The organism is Bifidobacterium avesanii (assembly GCF_009299475.1).
In the GTDB taxonomy this organism is placed as follows: Bacteria; Actinomycetota; Actinomycetes; order Actinomycetales; family Bifidobacteriaceae; genus Bifidobacterium; species Bifidobacterium avesanii.
Map to the genome: position 1 here is coordinate 52288 of NZ_WBSN01000012.1, position 21551 is coordinate 73838.

A 21551-nucleotide genomic window follows, 5' to 3' on the forward strand; every position below is an offset into this window, starting at 1 on the left:
CCGTATGCCGTTCGCGCGGGATGACGTCTCGCCATCCCGCCTTCCGCCTCCATGAATAAGGACGGTTCTTGGGAGTTTGCTCAAAATCTCAACGATGATCAACACATTGTCTATTTAGCGATCGCGTTCACCCGCCACGACGTCATGCATCGCCCCGCCCGTGTCGCCAAACGCGGATAGGCTGGGCCACATGACCAATGCACTGATCTCCGGGCTCGACCCGGCATCCTTCTCCTCCGTCACCAAGCCCTCCGACGACCTGTTCCGCTACGTGAACGGCCCGTGGATCGACACCTACCGTCTGCCCGACGACCGCTCCCGCTACGGCTCCTTCGACAAGCTCGCCGAGGACGCGGAAAAGCAGGTGCGCGACATCCTCGAGGAGGACGGCTGCCCGGCGGCCAAGTCCGCAGCGCTGTACAAAAGCTTCCTTGACGTGGACGCCATCGAGGCGGCCGGCATCGAGCCGATCCGCGCCGATCTGGACGCCATCGACGCCGCCGCGGACAAGGCGGCGCTCACCCGCGTGCTCGGCTCGCTCAACCCCGCCGGTGGCCCCGACCTGTTCGGCCTGTACATCTTCGGTGACCCGGGCAATCCGGACGTCAACGTCGCCCACCTCGAGCAGGCCGGTCTGGGTCTGCCCGACGAGGCCTACTACCGCGACGACCACTACGCGCCCGTGCGCGAGGCCTACGTGGCCATGGTCGCCAAGCAGCTCGCCAACGCCGGCTACGCCAAGGACGACGCGGACGCCGAAGCGCAGGCCAAGCGCTACCTCGACGTGGAGACCCGCATCGCCGCCAACCACTGGGACAACGTGGCCACGCGCGACTCGGTGAAGACCTACAACCCGACCGGCTTCGACCAGCTCGCCCAAACGCTCTCCCACTTCGACCTCAAGTCGTGGATCGACGCCTGGCAGGCCGCCTACGACGCCACGAACGCCGCCAAGGCCCAGCCGATCGACTTCAAGGCCGTGTTCGCCACGGTGATCGTGCACGAGCCGAGCTTCCTCACCGGCCTCGACGCGTTCTGGGACGCCGCCGAACTGGACGGCCTCAAGCTGTGGGCGCGCGTGCACACCATCATCGCCGCGGCGTCCGGCCTGTCGAAGCAGTTCGACGAGACCAACTTCGACTTCTACGGCAAGGTACTTTCCGGCGCCAAGGCCCAACGCGACCGCTGGAAGCGCGGAGTGAGCCTCGTCAACGGGATCTGCGGCGAGGACGTGGGCCGCGAGTATGTGAGGCGCCACTTCCCCGAAAGCTCCAAGCACCGCATGGAGCAGCTCGTCGCCAACCTGATCGACGCCTACCGCGTGTCCATCTCCAACTCCGACTGGCTCGGCGAGGCCACCAAGGCCAAGGCGCTGGAGAAGCTCTCCAAGTTCACGCCGAAGATCGGCTACACCAACCACTGGCGCGACTACACCGCCCTCGACGTGAAGGCCGACGCCCCCTACGCGGCCAACGCCAAGGCCGCCGCCCTGTACGAGACCGGCTACCAGCTCGCCAAGGCGGGCAAGCCCGTCGACAAGGACGAGTGGCTCATGAACCCGCAGACCGTGAACGCCTACTATGAGCCGACCATGAACGTGATCGTGTTCCCGGCCGCCATCCTGCAGCCCCCGTTCTTCAACCCGGACGCGGACGACGCCGCGAACTACGGCGGCATCGGCGCGGTCATCGGCCACGAGATCGGCCACGGCTTCGACGACCAGGGCTCGCAGTACGACGGCGACGGCAAGCTCAACAACTGGTGGACCGACGAGGACCGCAAAAACTTCGAGGCCCGCACGCACGCGCTCATCGAGCAGTACAACGCCTTCGTGCCCACCCAGCTCAAGGCCAAGTACGCCGACGACCCGGCCAAGGCCCCGCACGTCAACGGCGCGCTCACCATCGGCGAGAACATCGGCGACCTGGGCGGCGTGAACATCGCACTCAAGGCCTACGCGTTCGCGCTCGACCCGGCCAGCGCCGAATCCGGCACCCCGGAGGCCATCAAGGCCGCGCTCGACACGGCCCCCGAGATGGACGGCTTCACCGGCCTGCAGCGCTTATTCCTGAGCTACGCCTCGATCTGGCGCACCAAGAACCGCGACGAGCTGGCCGAGCAGTACCTGCAGATCGATCCTCACTCCCCCGCCGAGTGCCGCACCAACGGCATCGCGAGGAACGTGGACCTGTTCGCCGAGGCGTTCGACGTGAAGCCGGGCGACGGCATGTGGCTGGACCCGTCCGAGCGCGTGCGCATCTGGTAGAGCACGGGCGCGCGCATCCGGTACAGCCGGGTCCTGCGGACAAGCTCCCCGAGGCCGACCCCCTTCTCATGGTCGGCCCGGAGGCTTTCGTGACGGGCGGTTTCGCCGACCTGCACCATGACGACTCCTTCGTGGAGAATCCCGACGTTCTGGCATTTCCCCCATCGGGCCGTCAGAACGTCGGTTCCCCTTCGTCACCGGTGGCCGGGCCGGCGGAACCGCCCGCGTTCTGCAATGCCGCAGGCGGCTGCGGCGCGCCTCCGGCGGTCTGCGCGGAGGACGCAGCCTGCACGGACTGCGCGGTCCCCTCGGGCGGGGCCCATGGGTCCCGCCCATCCGAACCGTCGCCGCCCTGCCCGCCGAAGGACTGGGTGTCCATGAGCCGCTGCGACTGCGCGTACTGCGACGACTGGCCGTCCTGCCGCATGGGTGCATCCCCCGTCGCCGCCGGCGGCCCGAACGGTCCCGGCTGCGGCGCCTCGGATTGGTTGTTCACCAACGGGTCTCGCTGATGTACGACTCTGGTGAACTTCGTGCTACCGGTGTTGAGATCGTGCCCGATGTTGGTCGCGTTGATCACGACGGAGCTCTGCTGCTTGCCGTCGCGGTCCTTCCACTCCTCCGTGCCGAGCTGGCCGGTCACGATCACCGGATCGCCCTTGTGAATGGAGGTCATCACGTTCAGGGCGAGCGCCCGGAACGCCTTGACCTTGAGCCACGTGGTGGGAAGGTCCACCCAGTTGCCGGTCTTCTGGTCGTAGAAGCTTCGCGTGGTGCCCATGTTGAACACGCTGATGGGCGTGCCGCCGGTCTGTCCAAGCCGTTTGGGCTGGCCGCCCACGTATCCGTTGACGGTGATGATGCCTTGCTGCGCTGCCATGGCGTTTCCTTTCCTTCGATGGGAGTTGGCCCGCCGCAGACCATGGCGCCTCTGCAGGAACCCCGACGAGGAGAGAAGCTTGAGGGATATGGGTCGGACTTCTCGTCGTGTCTTCCGGCGCCGCGGTCTGCGCGGTGATTCCCACTGTGCCGCATCGCCGCGGCCCGTCTCAAGCCGAACCGCCCTCTGTGCGCGAACGTACCCCCCGGTCTTGCATGTTCGCGCGTGTCGATCGCGCCGCGGTGGATAACCCGTTGCATAACACGCACGGAACGCCCACGTTCGTGCACATGCCCCTGTTCGGCTTTACTTTTCGCCGCCCGCCCGTCTAGCGTCGAGAGCATGACGGCAACGGCATTTTCGCTGGAGGCGCTCAGCGACATCAAGCGCCGACGATTCGCGGCATGCGACGCCATCCAGCGCCGCACCGGGCGCCAACTCGTGTTCGCACGGTCCGAGGCGCTGGAGCTTCTCGCCGTGGAAAAGCCCATCGAGCCGGCGTCCGAGCGGCTTCGCGCCGACGCCGACGTGGTGGTGGGCGGCGTCCGGGAAAAGACCCATCTCCTTGGCGTCCGGTTCCTCACATGGAACGGTCCCATCGAGACGCAGCGCATTGGCGGCGATATGCTCTGCACCTCGCCGCCGGCGACATGGGCGCATTATGCGGCGATACTCACCTTGGAAGAACTTATAACGCTTGGGGATTCGATGATGCGCCGAGACGGGCGCCTCACCCGCGCGTCCCTCGACGACTTTCAGGATTATCTGAATCGCTCGGGCAGGTTCGTGGGCAAGGACAATTGCCGCCTCGCCCTGACGATGATGCGGCCGAACACCGATTCCTCGCAGGAAACGCGGACTCGTCTGGCCCTGTTGCGCTATGGATTGCCCGAGCCGGAGGTCAATGTCCGGGTACGGCTCAGTTCGGGCGCAGTCGTTTTCCTCGATATGGCTTACACGGAACTCAAGATAGCCATTGAATACGATGGCGGATATCACCGGTTCAGCGGGGCTCAGGTGCTGCGAGACGACAAGCGCCGCGAAGCGTTGGAGAATGACGGCTGGATCTACATCAAGGTCACCGTCGTGGATCTCCGCGACGAATCGGGCGAGGAAGCCCTCGCGCAACGCATCGCTTCACGTTGCGAAACGGTTTTGGGTGTTCCCGTTCCGCTCATCGCCCGGCTGACGACCCGTCAAATCTGCGATCCGCGACGCCGCAGGAAAATCCCGTTGTGGGAGCGGGTGCCGCGGAGCCGATGGACGGCGCCATGGGCTCGCTGAGAGTCATGCGCTCACAGCCATGTGCGTACATAGCCATTGGATTTGTCTATCTGGCCTTCCGAGGGCAGATTCGGAGCTTTGCGAGGATCTACTTGCCCTTCCCAGGGCATCTGAAATCCGATATCCACGAATAGCGCCATCGTCGCATGGCGGTATTTGGCAGTTTTCGGAGTCCAAACACTTGAGGCATCGGTCTCGCACTGCCCTCGGAAAGCCGAGTAGATGTGCCAGAATCCCGAAATCTGCCCTAGGAAGGGCAAGTAACGTCACCTTTAGCGTCACTTAAGGCAATCGGCGAGCGAATGTCCCGGTTCAAACGAGAAATCCCCGCCCGGGACGAATCTCAGGCGGGGATTTCCACATCATTCCAACGGCGCGCTCACCGCATCACAGCAAGGCGGCGAGGCGGTCCGCCAGCGTGGCGGCCGCGTCGGCGGCCGGCACGGCGACCTTGTCGGAGCCGTCGCGGTTGCGGATCTCGATGGTGCCGTTGTTCACGGTGTCACGGCCGGCGACCGCAATCAGCGGCACGCCGATGAGCTCGGCGTCCTTGAACTTCACGCCCGGGGACACCTTCGGACGGTCGTCGTAGATGACCTCAATGCCGCGGTCCTCAAGCTCGCCCACCAGCTTTTCGGCGGCTTCGAACGCAGCCTTGTCCTTGCCGGTGGCGACCACATGCACCTGAGCGGGCGCAATGACGGCGGGCCACGCGAGGCCGGCGTCGTCATGGTGGGTCTCGGCGACGCAGGCCAGCACGCGGGAGACGCCGATGCCGTAGCAGCCCATCCACACCGGGACGGCCTTGCCGTTCTGGTCGAGCACCTTGAGGTCCAGCGCCTTGGAGTACTTGAGGCCCAGCTGGAACACCTGGCCGATCTCCACGCCGCGCTCGAAGCTCAGCGGGCCGGAGCCGTCCGGGCTCATGTCGCCGTGGCGCACCTCGACGGCCTCCACGGTGCCGTCTGCCTTGAAGTCGCGGCCGTAAACCAGATCGTAGTAGTCGACCTCGTTCTCGTCGGCGCCGGTGAACCACGCGGAGCCCTTGACCACGTGGGCGTCCACGAAGTAGCGCACGGGTTCCTTCACGCCGGCGGCCTCGGCCTGCGGGCCAAGGACCATCGGACCGATGTAGCCGGGCACCAGTTCGGGATGCTTCCTGAGATCCTCCTCGGTGGCCTCCTCCAGCTCGGCGGGAGCGAACTGGGCCTCCAGACGCTTCATGTCCACGGTGCGGTCGCCGGGCACGCCCACCACGATGACCTCGCGCCACGGCTCGTCGTGGTCCGCGTCCTCGGGATGCTTGACGGTGACGACGACGTTCTTGAGGATGTCGGACGCCTGCCACGAGCGGCCGTCGGAGCGCGGGTTGTCCGCGTTGCCGCGCTCGATCATCTTGTCGATGGTCTTGGCGTCCGGGGTGGGGCGCTTGGACGCGGCGGGGGTGGCGGAGCAGTCGATCTCCGGCAGCTCCGGGGTGGTGAGGGCCTCGACGTTCCACGCCTTGCCGGACGGGGCGAGCGCGAACGTGTCCTCGCCGATCGGCATGGGGGCGAGGAACTCCTCGGACGCGGAGCCGCCCATCGGGCCGGACATGGCGAACACGGGCACGTACTTGAGGCCGATCCGCTGGAACACGCGCTCGTAGGCGCCGCGCTCGTCGTAGTAGGCCTTGCGCATGCCCTCCTCATCGATGTTGAAGGAGTAGGCGTCCTTCATGACGAACTCACGGCCGCGGATCAGGCCGGCGCGCGGACGGAACTCGTCGCGGTACTTGGTCTGGATCTGGTAGAGGACGACGGGCAGGTCCTTGTAGGACGAGTACATGTCCTTGACGAGCAGGGTGAACATCTCCTCGTGGGTGGGCGCGAGCAGATAGTCGGCCTGATGTCGGTCCTTGAGGCGGAAGATGTTGTCGCCGTACTCCTCCCAGCGGTGGGTGGCCTCGTACGGTTCGCGCGGCAGCAGGGCCGGGAAGTGCACCTCCTGCGCGCCGATGCCGCTCATCTCCTCGCGGATGATCTCCTCGATCTTGTTCAGGACGCGCAGGCCGAGCGGCAGCCAGGTCCAGATGCCGGGCGCGGCCTTGCGGATGTAGCCGGCGCGCTGGAGCAGCTTCGCCGAGTCGACGTCGGCGTCTGCGGGGTCCTCGCGCAGGGTGCGCAGGAACATGGTGGACATACGTAATGCTTTGGAACTCATGGGTTCCAAATTATTCGCGTTCGGGGACATTCCGATTGGCCGGCGCATATGCCACAATGGATGGCGAGGGATGGAACAGCGAGGTTCAAGATGACGCAGTACGGACAGCAGCACAACCAACCGGACGGCACCGGGCAGAGCCGGTCGCCGGCGGATCCTTCCGCAGCGGGAGCGTCCCAAGCGCCGCGGGACGGCGAACGGGACGACGTGGAGCGCAGCCGCCGGGATTTCGTGCGGTCGCAGCAGCCCGCACAGCGGAGTCAGGGGGTTTCTCCGGCTCCGGATCGGCAGGCTCCGGGCCAATGGACGCCATATGATCCGCCGGCCGACGAACGGCCGCAGTGGACGCCGCCCGAGGCAGCCGCTTGGCCGGCACCGCGACAATACCCGCAGCAATACCCATCCCCTCATTCGCATTCCCAGCCAGGCCAAGCGGCTCCCGCGAATCCGGGGAGCGTTCCTTCCCCGCAGCCCGCCGAGCAGCCGCCGAGGTCGCGCGATCAGGCCCCGGCGCCGCAGCCAAACGCGCCACGATCAAACGCGCCGCAGCCGATTGTCTCGCAGCCGACCGCGTATTCCGTCCCTCTTCCATCATCCGCTCCCGCACAGCCGGCGGCGCAGCCATCGACCGGCGTCCCGTCCGTCGCAGGCGCGTCGGTCCCTTTTCCCGCGCCCATCTCCCCCGCAGCGTCTGCCGCAACCGCCGCGCCCGCCATTGCCCCCAAGCCGCGCAACTCCGGCGTGCAGATCCTGCTGCTCATACTGGGCGTGGGGCTGATCACCGCGGCGGTGCTGGCGTTCGCGTCCAGCATGGTCACGGCGTTCGAGGACGTGGCCCGCGTGGTGGTGATCGGAGCGATCGGTGTGATCGGGCTGGTGGTTTCCCGCCTGATCATGAACCGACTGCGCGTGACCGCGGAGGGCGTGGCGTGGGCCGGCCTCGCCGCGTTGGGCGTGGACGCGGCGCTCGTCGGCGCGCTTGAGCCGCTGCGCGATTCCGGCTACCGGTATCCGGCCGTCGGCGGCATGCTGCTGCTGACCATCGCGTTGGCGTTCGCACTGCGGGCGATTCCGTCGGCTTCGAAGCCCGGCGGCGCCGACGCACGCGCCGGAGACGGTCGCGAAGTCCCGGTGCCGTCGACAGATGCCGCATCCGGCACCACGACGCCGTCCGCTTCGGTTCGCGCCTCGGGTCCCGCACCGGCCGCGCAACTCCCGCCGCGGCCCCTGCGCGCCTACGGCCTGTATGCGGCGCTGGCGCTGCCCTGGGCCACGGCCATGCTGCTCGATCTGCCGCCGCTCCCCCGCATCGCCGGCGACGCGATCGCGGCCGTCTGTCTGGGCGCATACGTCACGGTGGCCTGTCTATGGCCAAGCGCCGGCGCACGCCAACAACCGCCGTTCCCCGGAACGGCAGCAACGGCGGCAATGGCAGCTGCCGCGGGATCCGCGCCCAATTCCGCTTTCGCAGGCGCATCAACCGTCGCCGGCGAACCGGCCGCCGCGCCCACTTTCAGCACCGCCAACGCCGCCGGACCGTTCGTCCCGGCCCCGCCGCAAACCGTCCAGCGCGCCACCGCCGAACGGATCATACTGCTGTCCGTTTCGGCGTTCCTGCTCATGGTGCTGTCGCTCGGCGACTTCGACTCCACGCTGCCGGGACTGCCGTTCGTCGCGGTCGGCGCATATCTGCTGATGCTGGTCGCCACCGCCCTCGCATGGACCGTTCGTCCCGTCGCACCGTCCTGCCGCTGGATCGTCGGCGCGTTCACCGGCGTCACGGCGTTGTCACTGATGTTCCTCGCCGTCTTCGACGCTGACCGGATCGTCCCCGCCGACCTCATCACCGCCCTGTTCGGCCTGATGGCGCTGGCGATCGGCGCGCAGCGCATGGCGGCCAACCCAGCGCTGCGCAGTTGGGACGCCCTGTGGCCCGGGCTCATGTTCCTGTTCATTCCGACGCTGCTGGTCAGCTGGACCAATCCGTCGCCCGTCTCCACGCGCTCCCTGCTGCTACTCACCGCCGCGCTCGCCACGCTGCTGACCGGCGCGTTCTTGGGATGGCAGGCGCCGGTGACCATGGGCGCGCTGGTGCTCGCCGTCCATGTGCTGCGCCAGCTGTGGCCATGGCTGGTGCTGATCTCGCAGGACTACTGGTGGATCTGGCTGCTCGTCGCCGGCGTCATTCTGGTGGTGGCCGCCGCCCGGTACGAGGCCAGCCTCAAGTCCGTGCAGTCGATCGGCAGGCGGATTTCGCAGCTGCGGTGACGCGAACGATAGCGGACGCGAAGACGCGAAAAGGGCGCCATCCTTACGAATGACGCCCTTTTCCATAAGTGGAGCTGCGGGGAATTGAACCCCGGTCCGATGACCGAACCCTCAGTCTTCTACGTGCGTAGTCTGCTGGCCGTGCGGCGGTTTTTCTGCCCCCATCTATGTCACAGACAACCGATGGCGAGCATATCCACAGTTAAAGTCCCGACGTCGCCCTGCGGCCCGGCGACATCAGCAAGTCTTCTTAACGACGCTCAGCATCCCCCCAAAGACGAGAGGGAGTGAACGGAGCGGCTGCTCACTGGTTAATCCTGGCGCGAAGCTCAGGCAGCGAGAGCGAACTCAGTGCGGTTAGATTTAGCACTTATTCTTTTGCAGGGGACATCCACGAGCGGACCCTGCGTTCTCGGCACGCTTCCCTGCGACGAACAGGTCACCGTCGAAACCGATCAGCCCCAATCTTGAATTATCAAGCCTCCGACCGTTTCCGGCCGGACATTTCAATATACACCATATCCATCAACATGCCAAACCGGGCGATTATTCCCGGTCGCCGTCGCGGAGGCGGATGGCCGCCCGCAGACCGCGCGCCTTCCTCAGCACCAGTCGAGCACGGCGTCCAGCGTGGGCGTGGGGTCGCCGGAGCCCGTCACCGAGGCCGCGGATTCGGCCACGATGGCCTTGCGCTGCTCGGCCACGCGCCGGGCCACGTCGGCCTTGAACGCCGCCACGTCCGCATCCGAGCCCGCATCCGAGCCGACCGCCTCCAGAGGCACGACGACGGTGCCGTTGACCAGCCCCGCCGGGAAATGCACGTCCTTGTCCAGCAGGGTCCACAGGGTCACGCCCTGCTTGTCCGCCGCGACGCGGTAGCACAGTATGCCGTCGATGGTTTCCGGCTCGGGGTCCAGCACCGCGTAGGGCAGGCGGATCATGTAGCCGTCGGCCAGATGCTCCTCCGCGCCCAGATCGGTGAGGCGGCCGCGCATGAGCACGTTCCACTGGCGGATGTCCGGCTGGGCGAGCTCCAGCGCGGCCACGTTCACGCCGCGCGCCTCGAACCACGCCTTGGCGAGCTTGCGCTGGCTGGTGAGCAGCAGCCGCGGGCGGGCGAGGCCGAGCAGCGCCAGAATCCACTGCACCAGGCAGAAGGCGAAGAGCACGTTCACGCCGACGCTTTGCGAGGCGTCGATCATGCCGAGGTGCAGCGCCACGAAGCAGAACAGCCCGGTGAGCATGAACACCGTGGAGAAGCCGGAGAAGATCGCAAATCCGCGGCGCAGCTCCTTGAGACTGCGCGAGGCGTACCAGCGCTGGTAGCCGCGGTAGTCCACCGCGAACGAGTAGGGTCCGAACACCGTCCCTTCGGCCGTCGCGCCGCCCGTTTCATTGTCAGCCATGCGCCGTACTCCTTTCCTTCACGTGCAAGCACACTATACCCGCGCTGGGCGAAGTACACTGGAAGCGACGGAACAGCGGGAGGACTTGCGAAGGAGCCGGGATGGGACTGTTCGACGGCACGGGACGGGATCGGAACCACGACGGATACGTGTCCCCGTTCGACGCGGACGAAACGCAGGCGTATGTGGATCCGGCCAAGGCGCTGGACCGCGAGACCCGCGCGCAAGCCAAGGCGGAGGCAAAGGCGAAGGCGCGCGACGACCACAACGCGGCGCAGGTGAAGGCGGCCCGGCAGTCGCAGCGGTCCAAAGCGCAGTCCTCCGCGAGGGCTTCCTCCCCGTCCGCAAGCCACACGCAGCCGCCGGTGACGCTGCGCCCGATGCCCGTTGGCGGCCCACAGACCGGCCAGGACACGCAGTCCGTTCAGTATTCGCAGACCGCCGGAACCGACGCCGACGTCAATGCAGGGGCAACCGCGGCGAACGACGATGACCAACTCGACTACCGACAGCTGTCCGACGCGGGGCAGATCAAGCCGGAGCGTCCGGACGGCGGAGCACGGCACGCCGGCCATGGAGCCGCGCAAGCCGCACGAAGCAAGGCGCAACAGGCCGAAACGAAGACATCGCCCGGCAACGGCTGGGCCACGGCCGCGCTCGTCGCCGCGTTCGTGTTCCTCGGCGCCACGGAAGGCTCATGGAAGTACCAGACCAAATTCTTCGCCGCCGGAGTGGTCGCCGTGCTCGCCTTCGTCGGGCTGCTGCGATACGGCACCGACCGCAGGCGCAAGGGCGTGGGACGCGCGATCGCGGCGCTGGTCATCGCGGCGCTGATGGCCTTCAACGGCGTGCAGGGATGGCAGGCATACGACGGCTATCTGTCACGCTGGCATAACAGCTATTCCAGTTCCGCCGGATCGTCGGACTCCTCCGACGACGCCACGGAGGAATACCCCGAACCCAACTTCCACGACGGCGAGCTGAGCCTGACCGGATACGACAACCAGAGCGGCACGGCCAAGATCGTCTCCGCCACGATGGGGCCGAAGGACGAATTCAACGAGAACAGGGACACGATCATCGTCACCTACTCGTGGACGAACACCAGCTCGACCAACGTGTCGTTCGAGGACGTCTTCAGTCCCACGGTCTTCCAAGGCGGCGTCGAGATCAAGCAGTCGTACCTCTACCCGGAATACGGCGACCAGACGCCGCAGTCGTACGACCGCGAATCCCAGCAGACCAAACTCAAGCCCGGCACGGGCAAGGACGTGACCGTCGCCTACGCGCTGCGCGACACGAGCGCGCCGGTGGAGGTGTGGCTGTCCGACGGCTCGTACGACGACGTGCTGGCGCAGCGCTTCGACATCAAGGGATCCTCGCTCGGCGCGACCGTCCAGCCCCAGAAGATCGAGGACCCCATGCAGACCGACGGCATGGTGACGGACGGCGACCTCGAGGACATGACCAAATTCGTCAACTACCACGGCACCGTGTACGCCAAGGTCCTCGACGCCTACCGCAGCCGGAACGATTCGGACGGCAGCCCGACCGTGACCGTCCGCATCGCGTGGGTGAACCGCACGTCCCGGCCGCTCGGCTTCAACTACTACATCGAGCCCACCGCGTTCGTGGGCAGCGAGAGCCTCAAGCAGACCTATCTGTACGACAAGGACGACAACCCCATCCCCGGTTACGACGAGCGTTCGTGGAGCCGCGACGTCAAGCCCGGCATGATGGACACGGCGACGCTGGTCTACAAGCTGCCGGACGCCAACGCCAAGCAGGTCGAGCTGACGATGGAGGGCGGGGACTCCGAGCACAAGGTGGACGAGTCCAAGACGCTGGACATCGCCGACCAGTACCCGGGGCAGTGAGCTTCCGGCCCACGTCCGTACGACGCAGCACGCGGCCCTCACGCCGTCCCCGCCCGCATGCGAGAAGGCCGGGATCCGATGCGATTCGGATCCCGGCCTTTCTCATTGGCGTTGCAGCGGCGGAATTTACAGCCTGCGCAGGTACTTGCTCAGCTCGTACGGCGTGACCTGGCTGTTGTACTCGGCCCACTCCTGACGCTTGTTGCGCAGGAAGTACTCGAACGCGTGCTCGCCGAGCACCTCCGCCACGAAGTCGGAGCGCTCCATGATCTTGAGCGCCTCGTCGAGCGAGCTCGGCAGCGGCTGGATGCCCATGGCCTGACGCTCCGGATCGGTGAGCTCCCACACGTCGTCGCTCGTCGGCTCGTCGAGCGCCATCTGCTTGTCGATGCCGTCGAGGCCAGCGGCGAGCAGCAGCGAGTAGGCGAGGTACGGGTTGGCGACCGGGTCGAGCGCGCGGAACTCCATGCGGGCGGAGTTGCCCTTGCCGGGCTTGTACTGCGGGATGCGCAGCAGGGCCGAACGGTTGTTGTGGCCCCAGCAGATGTAGCTCGGCGCCTCGTTGCCGCCCCACAGGCGCTTGTACGAGTTGACGTACTGGCAGCACACGGCCGTGATCTCCGCCGCGTGGTGCAGGATGCCGGCGGCGAACTGGCGGGCCGTGAGCGACATGTTGAACTCCTGGCCGGCCTCGTAGAACGCGTTGGCGTCGCCCTCGAACAGGCTCAGGTGGGTGTGCATGCCGGAGCCGGGCTTGTCCGCAAGCGGCTTGGGCATGAAGCTCGCGTGGATGCCGCGCTCGAGGGAGATCTCCTTGACCACGGTGCGGAAGGTCATGATGTTGTCCGCCGTGGTGAGCGCGTCCGCGTACCGCAGGTCGATCTCGTTCTGGCCGGGGCCCGCCTCGTGGTGCGAGTACTCCACCGAGATGCCCATCTGCTCGAGCAGGTTCACGGTGGCGCGGCGGAAGTCCATGCCGGGGCTGCGCGGCACGTGGTCGAAGTAGCCGCCGTCGTCGATCGGCTTGGGCACCTGCGACCAGTCGTCCTGGTTCTCGAACAGGTAGAACTCGATCTCGGGGTGCACGTAGAACGTGAAGCCCTTGTCCTTGGCCTTGGCGAGCGCGCGCTTGAGGACGTGGCGCGGGTCGCCGAGGCTCGGCTCGCCCTCCGGGGTGAGCACGTCGCAGAACATGCGGGCGGTGCCCTGGGGGCCTCCGCGCCACGGGAGGATCTGGAAGGTGGACGGGTCCGGCTGGACGATCATGTCGTCCTCGGACACGCGCGTCATGCCCTCGATCGCCGATCCGTCGAATCCGAGCCCCTCCTCGAATGCCGCCTCAAGCTCCGCCGGCGCGATCGCCACGGACTTCAGCGTGCCCAACACGTCGGTGAACCACAGACGAATAAAGCGCACGTCGCGTTCCTCGACCGTGCGCAGAGCAAACTCCTGCTGTTTATCCATGCCGACCATGGTGGCATGACATTATTTCATGCGTCGTTAACATGTCGCACCGAGCCGCGCCACGCTCGCCCGTCACCGTCCGTCGCGCTCGTCATCCGCCATCCGCCGCCCGCCGCCATCCGCCTATCGCCCGCCATCCGCCGCCCGCCGTCCATCGCCCACTGCCGCCGCCCATTTGTTCCAACCTGCACTCCTACAGCCACAGGTTGGACCGATCGACCGATTGTGAGCGCTCACAAACCCCCGGAAAAGGCCCATTCGGTCCAATCTGCGGACATCGGGGCCTAGGTTGGACCGAATGGGAGGCATCCGCGCGGGCGCGAAAGTATGCTTGGACGCATGAGCGAGAAGAGCGACAAGAACCAGAAGCCATGGGATCCGCGCACGCTGGCCGCCGAGGCGCCGCGCGAATACCCGCAGATCGACGTGCATTCGTGGGTGGAGGCGGAGGATCCGCGCGACCGCGCCAAGGCGGGCATCGCGGCCCGCACCAAGGCGCCGCTGGAGAAGCACGCCCTCTGGCAGGTGCGCGAGGGCCGGCGCGACGTGATCGGCCTGCTGGAGGAGCAGTCGGCGCAGCGCGTGCCCGACCTCATCCCGCTGCGCTACGCACGCATGAGCGTCAGCCCGTTCACGTTCTACCGCGGCACGGCGCTCATCATGGCGAACGATTTGGCGCGCACCCCGGTCACCGGCATTCCGGTGCAGTGCGTGGGCGACGCGCACATCGGCAACTTCGGCATCTTCCGCTCCCCCTCGGCCCGTCTGGTGTTCGACATCAACGACTTCGATGAGACGGCGACCGGCCCATGGGAGTGGGACATCAAGCGCCTCGCGGTGAGCGTGGAGGTGTGCGGGCGAGCGAACGGCATCAAGCCCAAGGCCCGCCGGGCGGCCGTGGCCCGCTGCGTGCACACGTACCGCAACCGCATCGACCAGTTCTCCAAGATGGACTATCTGGAGGCGTGGTACGACCATCTGGACGTGGAGCACACGCTCGACCGCTACGAGAGCACGCAGGACGGCCGGCGCAACCGCACGCTCCGGGCCGCGGCGATGAAGGCCGCGCTCAAGGACTCCGACCATGCGGCCGCCAAGCTCGCGCACTACGAGGGCGACCGTCTGCGCTTCAACAGCAATCCGCCCGAGCTGGTGCCGATCGACGACCTCAAGGTCTACGCGGACAAGGACGCCCTGCGCGCGCGCATCGACACGCTGCTCGAGAACTACAAGGGCAGCCTGTACGACGACCGCCGCCACGTGCTCGAGCACTACCGCTACCACGACGCCGCCCGCAAGGTGGTGGGCGTCGGCTCGGTGGGCCAGCGCGCGTGGGTGGCGATCCTGACGGGCCGAGACATCGACGACCCGCTGATCCTGCAGATGAAGGAGGCCACCGCCTCGGTGCTCGAGCGGTTCTGCGGCGCGAGCCCGTACGCCACACACGGCGAGCGCGTGGTGCAGGGGCAGAAGCTGATCCAGTCCACGGCGGACGTGCTGCTCGGCTGGTCGTCGTTCATGGCGGAGGACGGGCACAAGCGCGACTACTACGTGCGCCAGCTGTGGAACGGCAAGGGGTCGATCGACATCGATCATCTGAACGATTTGGCGCTGTCCGATCTGGGACGCATGTGCGCGTGGTCGCTGGCGCACGCCCATGCGCGCACCGGCGATTCCACGGCGATCGCGAACTATCTGGGCGGTTCGGACGAGTTCGATCAGGCGATCGCCTCGTTCGCGGTGAGCTACGCCGACCAGACCGAGGCCGACTACGCGGTGTTCAAGTCGCTCATCAAGAAGGGCGAGCTGCCCTGCGCCAAGTGAGCGCCCGCGAACGCCGGACGGCCGGACGGTCAAACGGCCGGGCGACTGGGCAGCTGGACAGCCGGACGGCCGAATGCACGCTCGCCCTTGCACTGGATTCGCTCACTTTGCGCGCCGATCACGGCGGATTGAGCGAATCGGATGCGTGAGCGGAGAAAAACGGGCTCCAGCGCACTGGATCCGCTCAATGTGCGCGGAAGACGCCGCAGAATGAGCGAATCCAGTGCGTGAGCGACGAAAAAGGGTCTCCATGTACTCGATCCGTTCAATTCGCTCGATCCACATATGACGGGCGCGTTGCGGAATGAGCGAATCGAATGGAATGAGCGGATCGAGTGTCGAGCCGGACCGCGAGGCAATCAGACCGCGGAACAATCGAGGACCGCGGAACAATCAGGCCGCGACCTTGAGGGCCTCCTCGAGGGTGAACGCGCGGGCGTAGAGCGACTTGCCGAGGATGGCGGAGTCGACGCCCAGATCGGCGAGCTCGCGGATGGCCCTGAGGTCGTCCAGCTTGGCGATGCCGCCGGACGCGGTGACCTTGGCGTCGGTGCGCTCGGCCACCTCCCTGAGAAGCGTGAGGTTCGGTCCGCTCATCATGCCGTCGCGGGCCACGTCGGTGACCACGTAGCGCGAGCAGCCGACGGAGTCGAGGAACTTCATGGTCTCGAACAGGTCGCCGCCCTCCTTGACCCAGCCGCGGGCCGCGAGCGTGTGGCCGCGCACGTCGAGGCCGACGGCCACGCGGTCGCCGTACCTGCGGATCGCCTCGGCGGTCCAGTCGGGGTTCTCCAGCGCGGCGGTGCCGATGTTCACGCGGGCGGCGCCGGCTTCGAGGGCCGCGTCGAGCGAAGCGTCATCACGCACGCCGCCGCTCATCTCGATGTTCACCTTGTCGCCGAGCTCGCGCACGATCTCCTTGAGCTGCGCGCGGTTGTCGCCGGTGCCGAACGCGGCGTCCAGATCCACGAGGTGGATCCACTCGGCGCCGGACTCCACCCACGTGCGGGCGGCCTCGAGCGGCGAGCCGTAGTCGGTTTCGGAGCCGGATTCGCCCTGGCGCAGACGCACGGCCTTGCCGTCGCGCACATCGACGGCGGGAAGCAGGGTGAGAGACATGATGTGGTCCTTTCCTTGGAAACGTGAACGCAAACGGCTTACGGTGCGGGAATTACAGCACCGCGATCCAGTTGCGCAGCAGCTGGGCGCCGGCCTCGGCCGACTTTTCGGGGTGGAACTGCGTGGCGAACACCGGGCCGCGCTCGTAGGCGGCCACGAAGCGGCTGTTGCCGTACTCGCATCGCGTGATGCGCTGTGGGGCGTCGCCGAGGTCGATCTGCTCGCGGCTCAGATCCGCCGGCGTGGCGTCCATGGCCGCATAGGAGTGCACGAAGTAGAAGCGCTCCCCCTCCACGCCGTTGAGCAGCACGCTGCCCGGCGCGGCCTCGACGGTGTCCCAGCCCATGTGCGGCACCACCGGGGCGTCCAGCGGGCCCACGGTGCCGCCGATCAGGCCGAGGCCCCGCGCGTTCTCGCCGTGCTCGAGGCCGAGCTCGAACATCACCTGCAGGCCCACGCACACACCGAGCACCGGGCGGCCGGCGCGGATGCGGTCGTAGATCACGCGGTCGCCGCTCACCTGCCTGAGGCCCTGCATGCACGCGCTGAACGCGCCGACGCCGGGCACCACCAGACCGTCGGCTTCGAGCGCCTGACGGTAGTCGGACGTGAGAGTGGCGTCCACGCCGAGGTTCGCGAGCGCGCGGACCATCGAGCGGACGTTGCCGAATCCGTAGTCGAATACGACGATCTTGACCATGTTGCTCCTTGGCTTTTCCGAAAGCTTTTCTGGAAACGAGACGAACGGACGAACGGGCTACGCGCGCCCGGACCGCGTATGCTTGGCGATCACCTGCAGCGCGGACTCGCGGTCGTACTTGCCGCTCGGCACGGCGGTGACGCCCTGGGCCTTGAGGCCGTCGAGCGTGGCGATGCCGAGCATGAGGTCCTCCACGAAGGGCGCGGTGGAGCCGAACAGCACGGGCGGCACGAACTCCTCCCCCGGCTTGCCCTGCACGTACAGGTGCGCCTCAAGCTTGTCCGCGCGGTTCACGGCGAGCACCACGCCCATGCCGGCGACGACCGTGGTGAGGTCCTTCGCGGCGGCTTCGGGCCCGTCGCCGTTGAGGTTGTCCAGCACGGCGACCGCGCCCTCGCGCGAGGCGAGGCATTCGGCGGAGATGTCCGACAGCTGGCAGAACGCGGCGAGCAGCTCGGCGGAGGCGAGGCGCGTGATGATCACGGCGACCTTCGCCTTGTTGCCGATCAGGCCCTCGAGCTCGTCGTCGAAGTTGGCGGCGGGGTCCGCAGGGGCTTCGGCGTCCGGGTTTGCGCCCTGACCGGCCGCGGCGTCCGTCCCGCCCGCGGCCTTCGCGTCCTGCTCGGCGACTTCCTTCTCGAATCCGGCGAGCGCGGCCTCCAGCTCCTCGTCGCTGAAGTGCGCGTCGTCGGGGTTGAAGTCGTCGTCCGCCTTGAAATCGTCCGCCATCACAGGCTTCCCTTCGTGCTCGGGATGAGGCCCTCGATGCGCGGGTCGGGCTCGACGGCGAAGCGCAGGGCACGGGCGAGCGCCTTGAACTCGGCTTCGGCGATGTGATGCGGGTCGCGGCCGGCGAGCACCTGCATGTGCAGGCATATGCCGGCGTGCAGGGCGATGGACTCCATCACGTGGCGCACGAGCGAGCCGGTGAAGTGCCCGCCCATCATGCAGAACTCGTATCCGGCGGGTTCGCCGCTGCATACGCAGTACGGGCGGCCGGAGATGTCCACCACGGCCTTGGCGAGCGCCTCGTCGAGCGGCACGGTGGCGTCGGCGAAGCGGCGGATGCCGCGCTTGTCGCCGAGCGCCTGCTTCAGGGCCTCGCCGAACACGATGGCGATGTCCTCCACGGTGTGGTGCACGTCGATGTCCGTGTCGCCGTGCGCCTTGATGGTCAGGTCGATGAGCGAATGCTTGCCCAGGGCCGTCATCATGTGGTTGTAGAACGGCACGGACGTGTCGATGTCCGTCTTGCCGGTGCCGTCCAGATTCAGGCTCAGTTCGACCGAGGACTCGCTGGTCTTGCGGACGATCGTCGCTGTTCTTGCCATGAAATGCTTCCTTACTTCTTCCTCTTGCTCGCGTTCCGGCGCGTTTCGGTACGTTTTGGCGCGCTTGGCGCGATCTACGCCTCGACCAGCCGCAGCACCTCGACGAGCGCCTCGCGGAAGCGGGCCATCTCCTCGTCGGTGCCCATGCACACGCGCATCCAGCCGTCCGGGCCGACCACGCGGATGAGCACGCCGCGCTTCAGCAGCTCCTTGAAGATGCGGTCGCGGTCGTCGAAGCTCCCGCCGAACAGCAGGAAGTTCGACTCGGACTCGGCCACCTTGAGCGGCTCGCCCTTGTAAGTCTGTTCGCGCAGCCACGCGGCGGTGGCCTCGCGGGTCTCGCGCAGGTGGGCCACGCGGCTCAGCTGCTCGTCGGTGTGCTCGAACGCGGCGATGGCGGCGGCCTGAGTGACGGCGGACAGGTGGTACGGCATGCGCACGATGCGCACGCAGTCGATGATGCCCCTGTTCGCGGCCAGATAGCCCACGCGGGCGCCGGCGAACGCGAACGCCTTGCTCATGGTGCGGCTGACCGCCAGGTTCGGATGGTCCTTGATGAGCGTCACGGCGCTGGGCGTGCCGGGGTTGCGGAATTCCACGTATGCCTCGTCCACCACGAGCACCGGATGCACGCCCTCCGGGGCGCCGGCCACGGAGGCGGTCTCGCACGCGGCGAGCAGACGCTCCAGATCGGCCATGTCCAGCGGCGTGCCGGTCGGGTTGTTCGGCGATGTGATGAGCACCATGGCCGGCTTCACCTCGCGGATCGCCTCGACGGTGCGTTCCACGTTCAGCGTGAAGTCGGGATTGCGGTGCGCGAGCCTCCACTCGGTGAACGTGTCGCGCGCGTACTCGGGGTACATGGAGTAGGTGGGGTCGCAGCCGAGGGCGATGCGGCCCGGTCCGCCGAACGCCTGGAAGAGCTGGAGCATGATCTCGTTGGAGCCGTTCGCGCCCCACAGCTCGTCCACGTCCAGCTTCGCGCCGGATTCGCGCTCGAGGTACGTGGAGAACGCCCGGCGCAGTTCGATGTGCTCGCGGTCCGGGTAGCGGTTCAGCGTGGGCGCGATTTCGCGCACCCGGCGCGCGATCGAGTCGCACACGGCGGGTTCGGGGGCGTACGGGTTCTCGTTGACGTTGAGGCACACGGGCACGTCGAGCTGGGGCGCGCCGTAGGGCTCCTCGCCGATCAGGTCGTTGCGCAGCGGCAGGCTTGCGGGGATCGCGCTCATTTGAGACCCGCTTCCTTCTCCTGCTCGCGCAGCGTGGCCTTGTCGTACGGGTCCTTGACGAAGCGGGACAGCACGCACTCGCCGTGGGCGGGCAGGTCCTCGGAGACGGCGAACGCGTTGATGCGCGCGGCGAGCGCCTTCAGGCCCTCCTCGTCGTATTCGATGACCTCGACCGGCTTCATGAACGTGTGCACGCCGAGGCCGGCGGCGAAGCGGGCGGTGCCGCCGGTGGGCAGCACGTGGTTGGAGCCGGACATGTAGTCGCCCAGCGGCACCGGGGAGTAGGGCCCGCGGAAGATGGCGCCGGCGTTCTTGATGCGGGGCACCACGGCGTCCGCGTCGGCGGTCTGGATCTCGAGGTGCTCGGCGGCGTAGGCGTTGGCCGCGTCGATGGAGTGGCCGAGGTCGTCGGTGAGCACGATGGCGGACTGCTTGCCGGACAGGGACGTGGCGACGCGCTCGGCATGCTCGGTGCGCGGCACGCGGAGCTTGAGGTTCTCCTGCACGGCGTCGGCGAACTCCGGGGAGTCGGTGAACAGCACGGAGCCGGCGAGCTCGTCGTGCTCGGCCTGGCCGATGAGGTCGGCGGCCACGAGGCTCGGGTTGGCGGTCCTGTCCGCGATGATGCCGATCTCAGTGGGGCCGGCGACGGCGTCGATACCCACGAAGCCGGAGACGAGGGACTTGGCGGTGGCCACGAAGATATTGCCCGGGCCGGTGATCTTGTCCACCGGATCGCACAGCACGTCGCCGTCCTGCGGCTCGGAGCCCTTGGCGCCGTAAGCGAACATGGCGATGGCTTGGGCGCCGCCGACCGCGTACACCTCGGTGACGCCGAGGATGGCGCAGGTGGCGAGGATGGTGCGGTTCGGCAGGCCGGAGCCGTCGCGGGCGGGCGGGGTGGCGATGGCCAGCGACTCGACGCCGGCCGCCTGCGCGGGCACGGCGTTCATGATCACGCTGGACGGGTAGACGGCCTTGCCGCCGGGCACGTACAGGCCGACGCGCTGGATGGGAATCCAACGCTCGGCGACGCGGGCGCCGGGGGCCAGATCGGTGTGGAAGTCCTTCGGCACCTGGTTGGCGGCGACGGCGCGGGCGCGGCGCACCGACTCCTCAATGGCGGCGCGCACCTCCGGGTCGAGGGTTTCGAGCGCGGCGGTCATCGCCTCGGCGGGCACGCGCAGGTGCTCGGGGCGCACATGGTCGAACTTCTCCTCGAAGTCGCGCAGGGCCGCGGCGCCGCGTTCCTTCACGTCCTCGAGGATCGGGCGCACCAGATCGGACGCCTCGGAGGTGCCCATGTCGGCGCGCGGCATGGCCGCCAGCAGCTCGGCGCGGGTGAGGCTCTTGCCCCTCAGGTCAATGATTCGCATGTAGTTGTCGCTCATACCCGTCAAGTGTAGGGTCGCAATGTGACGAAAGCGCGGGAAATTCCGGCATTGACCCAAAACGTGAGATGTCGGGGCCCGGCGGGCATGCCGCGGCGTCGCCGAGACCCCGAAACGGCGGCCCGGAGGCCTAGCAACTCGGCGACCCATCGGCGGCGGCGCACGCTCTCCGACTTTGCGGGCCGAAAAGGACGAAATCCGCGCTTGTAAGCGCCAAACGGACGGTATTGCGGGGGTTTGGCGCTTGGAATTCCGGATTTCGTCCGTTTGGGCCCGCATTTCCGCTAGAACAGGCGGGGTTGGGATG

General features: G+C 67.4%; 15 protein-coding genes and 1 other RNA gene. 5 read left to right on the forward strand and 11 right to left on the reverse strand.

Annotation, left to right across the window (positions count from 1 at the left end):
* Positions 1-190: 190 nt before the first annotated feature.
* Positions 191-2266 carry a M13 family metallopeptidase gene (locus DSM100685_RS07275; RefSeq protein WP_152350694.1) on the forward strand — a complete coding sequence of 692 codons (2076 nt, stop codon included), beginning with the start codon at positions 191-193 and terminating at the stop codon, positions 2264-2266.
* 172 nt (positions 2267-2438) lie between these two features.
* Here the strand turns inward: DSM100685_RS07275 and DSM100685_RS07280 are convergent, their stop codons facing one another.
* On the reverse strand, positions 2439-3146 hold the full coding sequence (locus tag DSM100685_RS07280) for a single-stranded DNA-binding protein (RefSeq protein ID WP_152350695.1): 708 nt from the start codon (positions 3144-3146) through the stop codon (positions 2439-2441).
* A 342-nt stretch (positions 3147-3488) separates the two neighbouring features.
* Between DSM100685_RS07280 and DSM100685_RS07285 the strand changes: the two genes are divergently transcribed.
* Positions 3489-4430: a hypothetical protein gene (locus DSM100685_RS07285; protein ID WP_152350696.1), complete on the forward strand. Its 942-nt coding sequence runs from the start codon at positions 3489-3491 to the stop codon at positions 4428-4430.
* Positions 4431-4817: 387 nt separating this feature from the next.
* Here the strand turns inward: DSM100685_RS07285 and DSM100685_RS07290 are convergent, their stop codons facing one another.
* Positions 4818-6632, reverse strand: coding sequence for a proline--tRNA ligase (locus DSM100685_RS07290; RefSeq protein ID WP_163200833.1), 1815 nt, complete (start codon positions 6630-6632; stop codon positions 4818-4820).
* Positions 6633-7373: 741 nt separating this feature from the next.
* On the opposite strand from DSM100685_RS07290, the gene DSM100685_RS07295 reads away from it, so the two are divergent.
* Positions 7374-8900: an SCO7613 C-terminal domain-containing membrane protein gene (locus DSM100685_RS07295; protein WP_152350697.1), complete on the forward strand. Its 1527-nt coding sequence runs from the start codon at positions 7374-7376 to the stop codon at positions 8898-8900.
* A gap of 66 nt (positions 8901-8966) precedes the next feature.
* On the opposite strand, the gene ssrA is transcribed toward DSM100685_RS07295, so the two are convergent.
* Positions 8967-9363, reverse strand: a transfer-messenger RNA (tmRNA) gene (gene ssrA, locus DSM100685_RS07300).
* A 139-nt stretch (positions 9364-9502) separates the two neighbouring features.
* A complete protein-coding gene (locus tag DSM100685_RS07305; protein WP_152350698.1) occupies positions 9503-10306 on the reverse strand; it encodes a hypothetical protein in 804 nt (267 codons plus the stop codon).
* Between the two features lie 101 nt (positions 10307-10407).
* On the opposite strand from DSM100685_RS07305, the gene DSM100685_RS07310 reads away from it, so the two are divergent.
* Positions 10408-12183: a DUF5067 domain-containing protein gene (locus DSM100685_RS07310; protein WP_152350699.1), complete on the forward strand. Its 1776-nt coding sequence runs from the start codon at positions 10408-10410 to the stop codon at positions 12181-12183.
* A gap of 126 nt (positions 12184-12309) precedes the next feature.
* Here the strand turns inward: DSM100685_RS07310 and glnA are convergent, their stop codons facing one another.
* Positions 12310-13647, reverse strand: a complete 1338-nt coding sequence (gene glnA, locus DSM100685_RS07315; RefSeq protein WP_152350700.1) for a type I glutamate--ammonia ligase — start codon at positions 13645-13647, stop codon at positions 12310-12312.
* Positions 13648-13986: 339 nt separating this feature from the next.
* On the opposite strand from glnA, the gene DSM100685_RS07320 reads away from it, so the two are divergent.
* Positions 13987-15471: a DUF2252 domain-containing protein gene (locus tag DSM100685_RS07320; protein ID WP_152350701.1), complete on the forward strand. Its 1485-nt coding sequence runs from the start codon at positions 13987-13989 to the stop codon at positions 15469-15471.
* 393 nt (positions 15472-15864) lie between these two features.
* Here the strand turns inward: DSM100685_RS07320 and priA are convergent, their stop codons facing one another.
* From priA to hisD, 6 genes are all read right to left on the reverse strand, one after another.
* Positions 15865-16590 carry a bifunctional 1-(5-phosphoribosyl)-5-((5-phosphoribosylamino)methylideneamino)imidazole-4-carboxamide isomerase/phosphoribosylanthranilate isomerase PriA gene (priA, locus tag DSM100685_RS07325; protein ID WP_152350702.1) on the reverse strand — a complete coding sequence of 242 codons (726 nt, stop codon included), beginning with the start codon at positions 16588-16590 and terminating at the stop codon, positions 15865-15867.
* A 52-nt stretch (positions 16591-16642) separates the two neighbouring features.
* The gene (gene hisH / locus DSM100685_RS07330; RefSeq protein ID WP_152350703.1) at positions 16643-17290 is read right to left on the reverse strand and encodes an imidazole glycerol phosphate synthase subunit HisH; all 648 of its coding nucleotides are present in this window, start codon (positions 17288-17290) and stop codon (positions 16643-16645) included.
* 57 nt (positions 17291-17347) lie between these two features.
* Positions 17348-18019: a hypothetical protein gene (locus DSM100685_RS07335; protein WP_152350704.1), complete on the reverse strand. Its 672-nt coding sequence runs from the start codon at positions 18017-18019 to the stop codon at positions 17348-17350.
* Positions 18019-18621: an imidazoleglycerol-phosphate dehydratase HisB gene (hisB, locus tag DSM100685_RS07340; protein ID WP_152350705.1), complete on the reverse strand. Its 603-nt coding sequence runs from the start codon at positions 18619-18621 to the stop codon at positions 18019-18021. The genes DSM100685_RS07335 and hisB overlap by 1 nt, the downstream gene beginning before the upstream one ends.
* A 74-nt stretch (positions 18622-18695) precedes the next feature.
* Positions 18696-19853, reverse strand: coding sequence for a histidinol-phosphate transaminase (locus tag DSM100685_RS07345; RefSeq protein ID WP_152350706.1), 1158 nt, complete (start codon positions 19851-19853; stop codon positions 18696-18698).
* Positions 19850-21244: a histidinol dehydrogenase gene (gene hisD, locus DSM100685_RS07350; protein ID WP_163200835.1), complete on the reverse strand. Its 1395-nt coding sequence runs from the start codon at positions 21242-21244 to the stop codon at positions 19850-19852. Before hisD ends, DSM100685_RS07345 begins: the two co-directional genes overlap by 4 nt.
* Between the last annotated feature and the right edge of the window lie 307 nt (positions 21245-21551).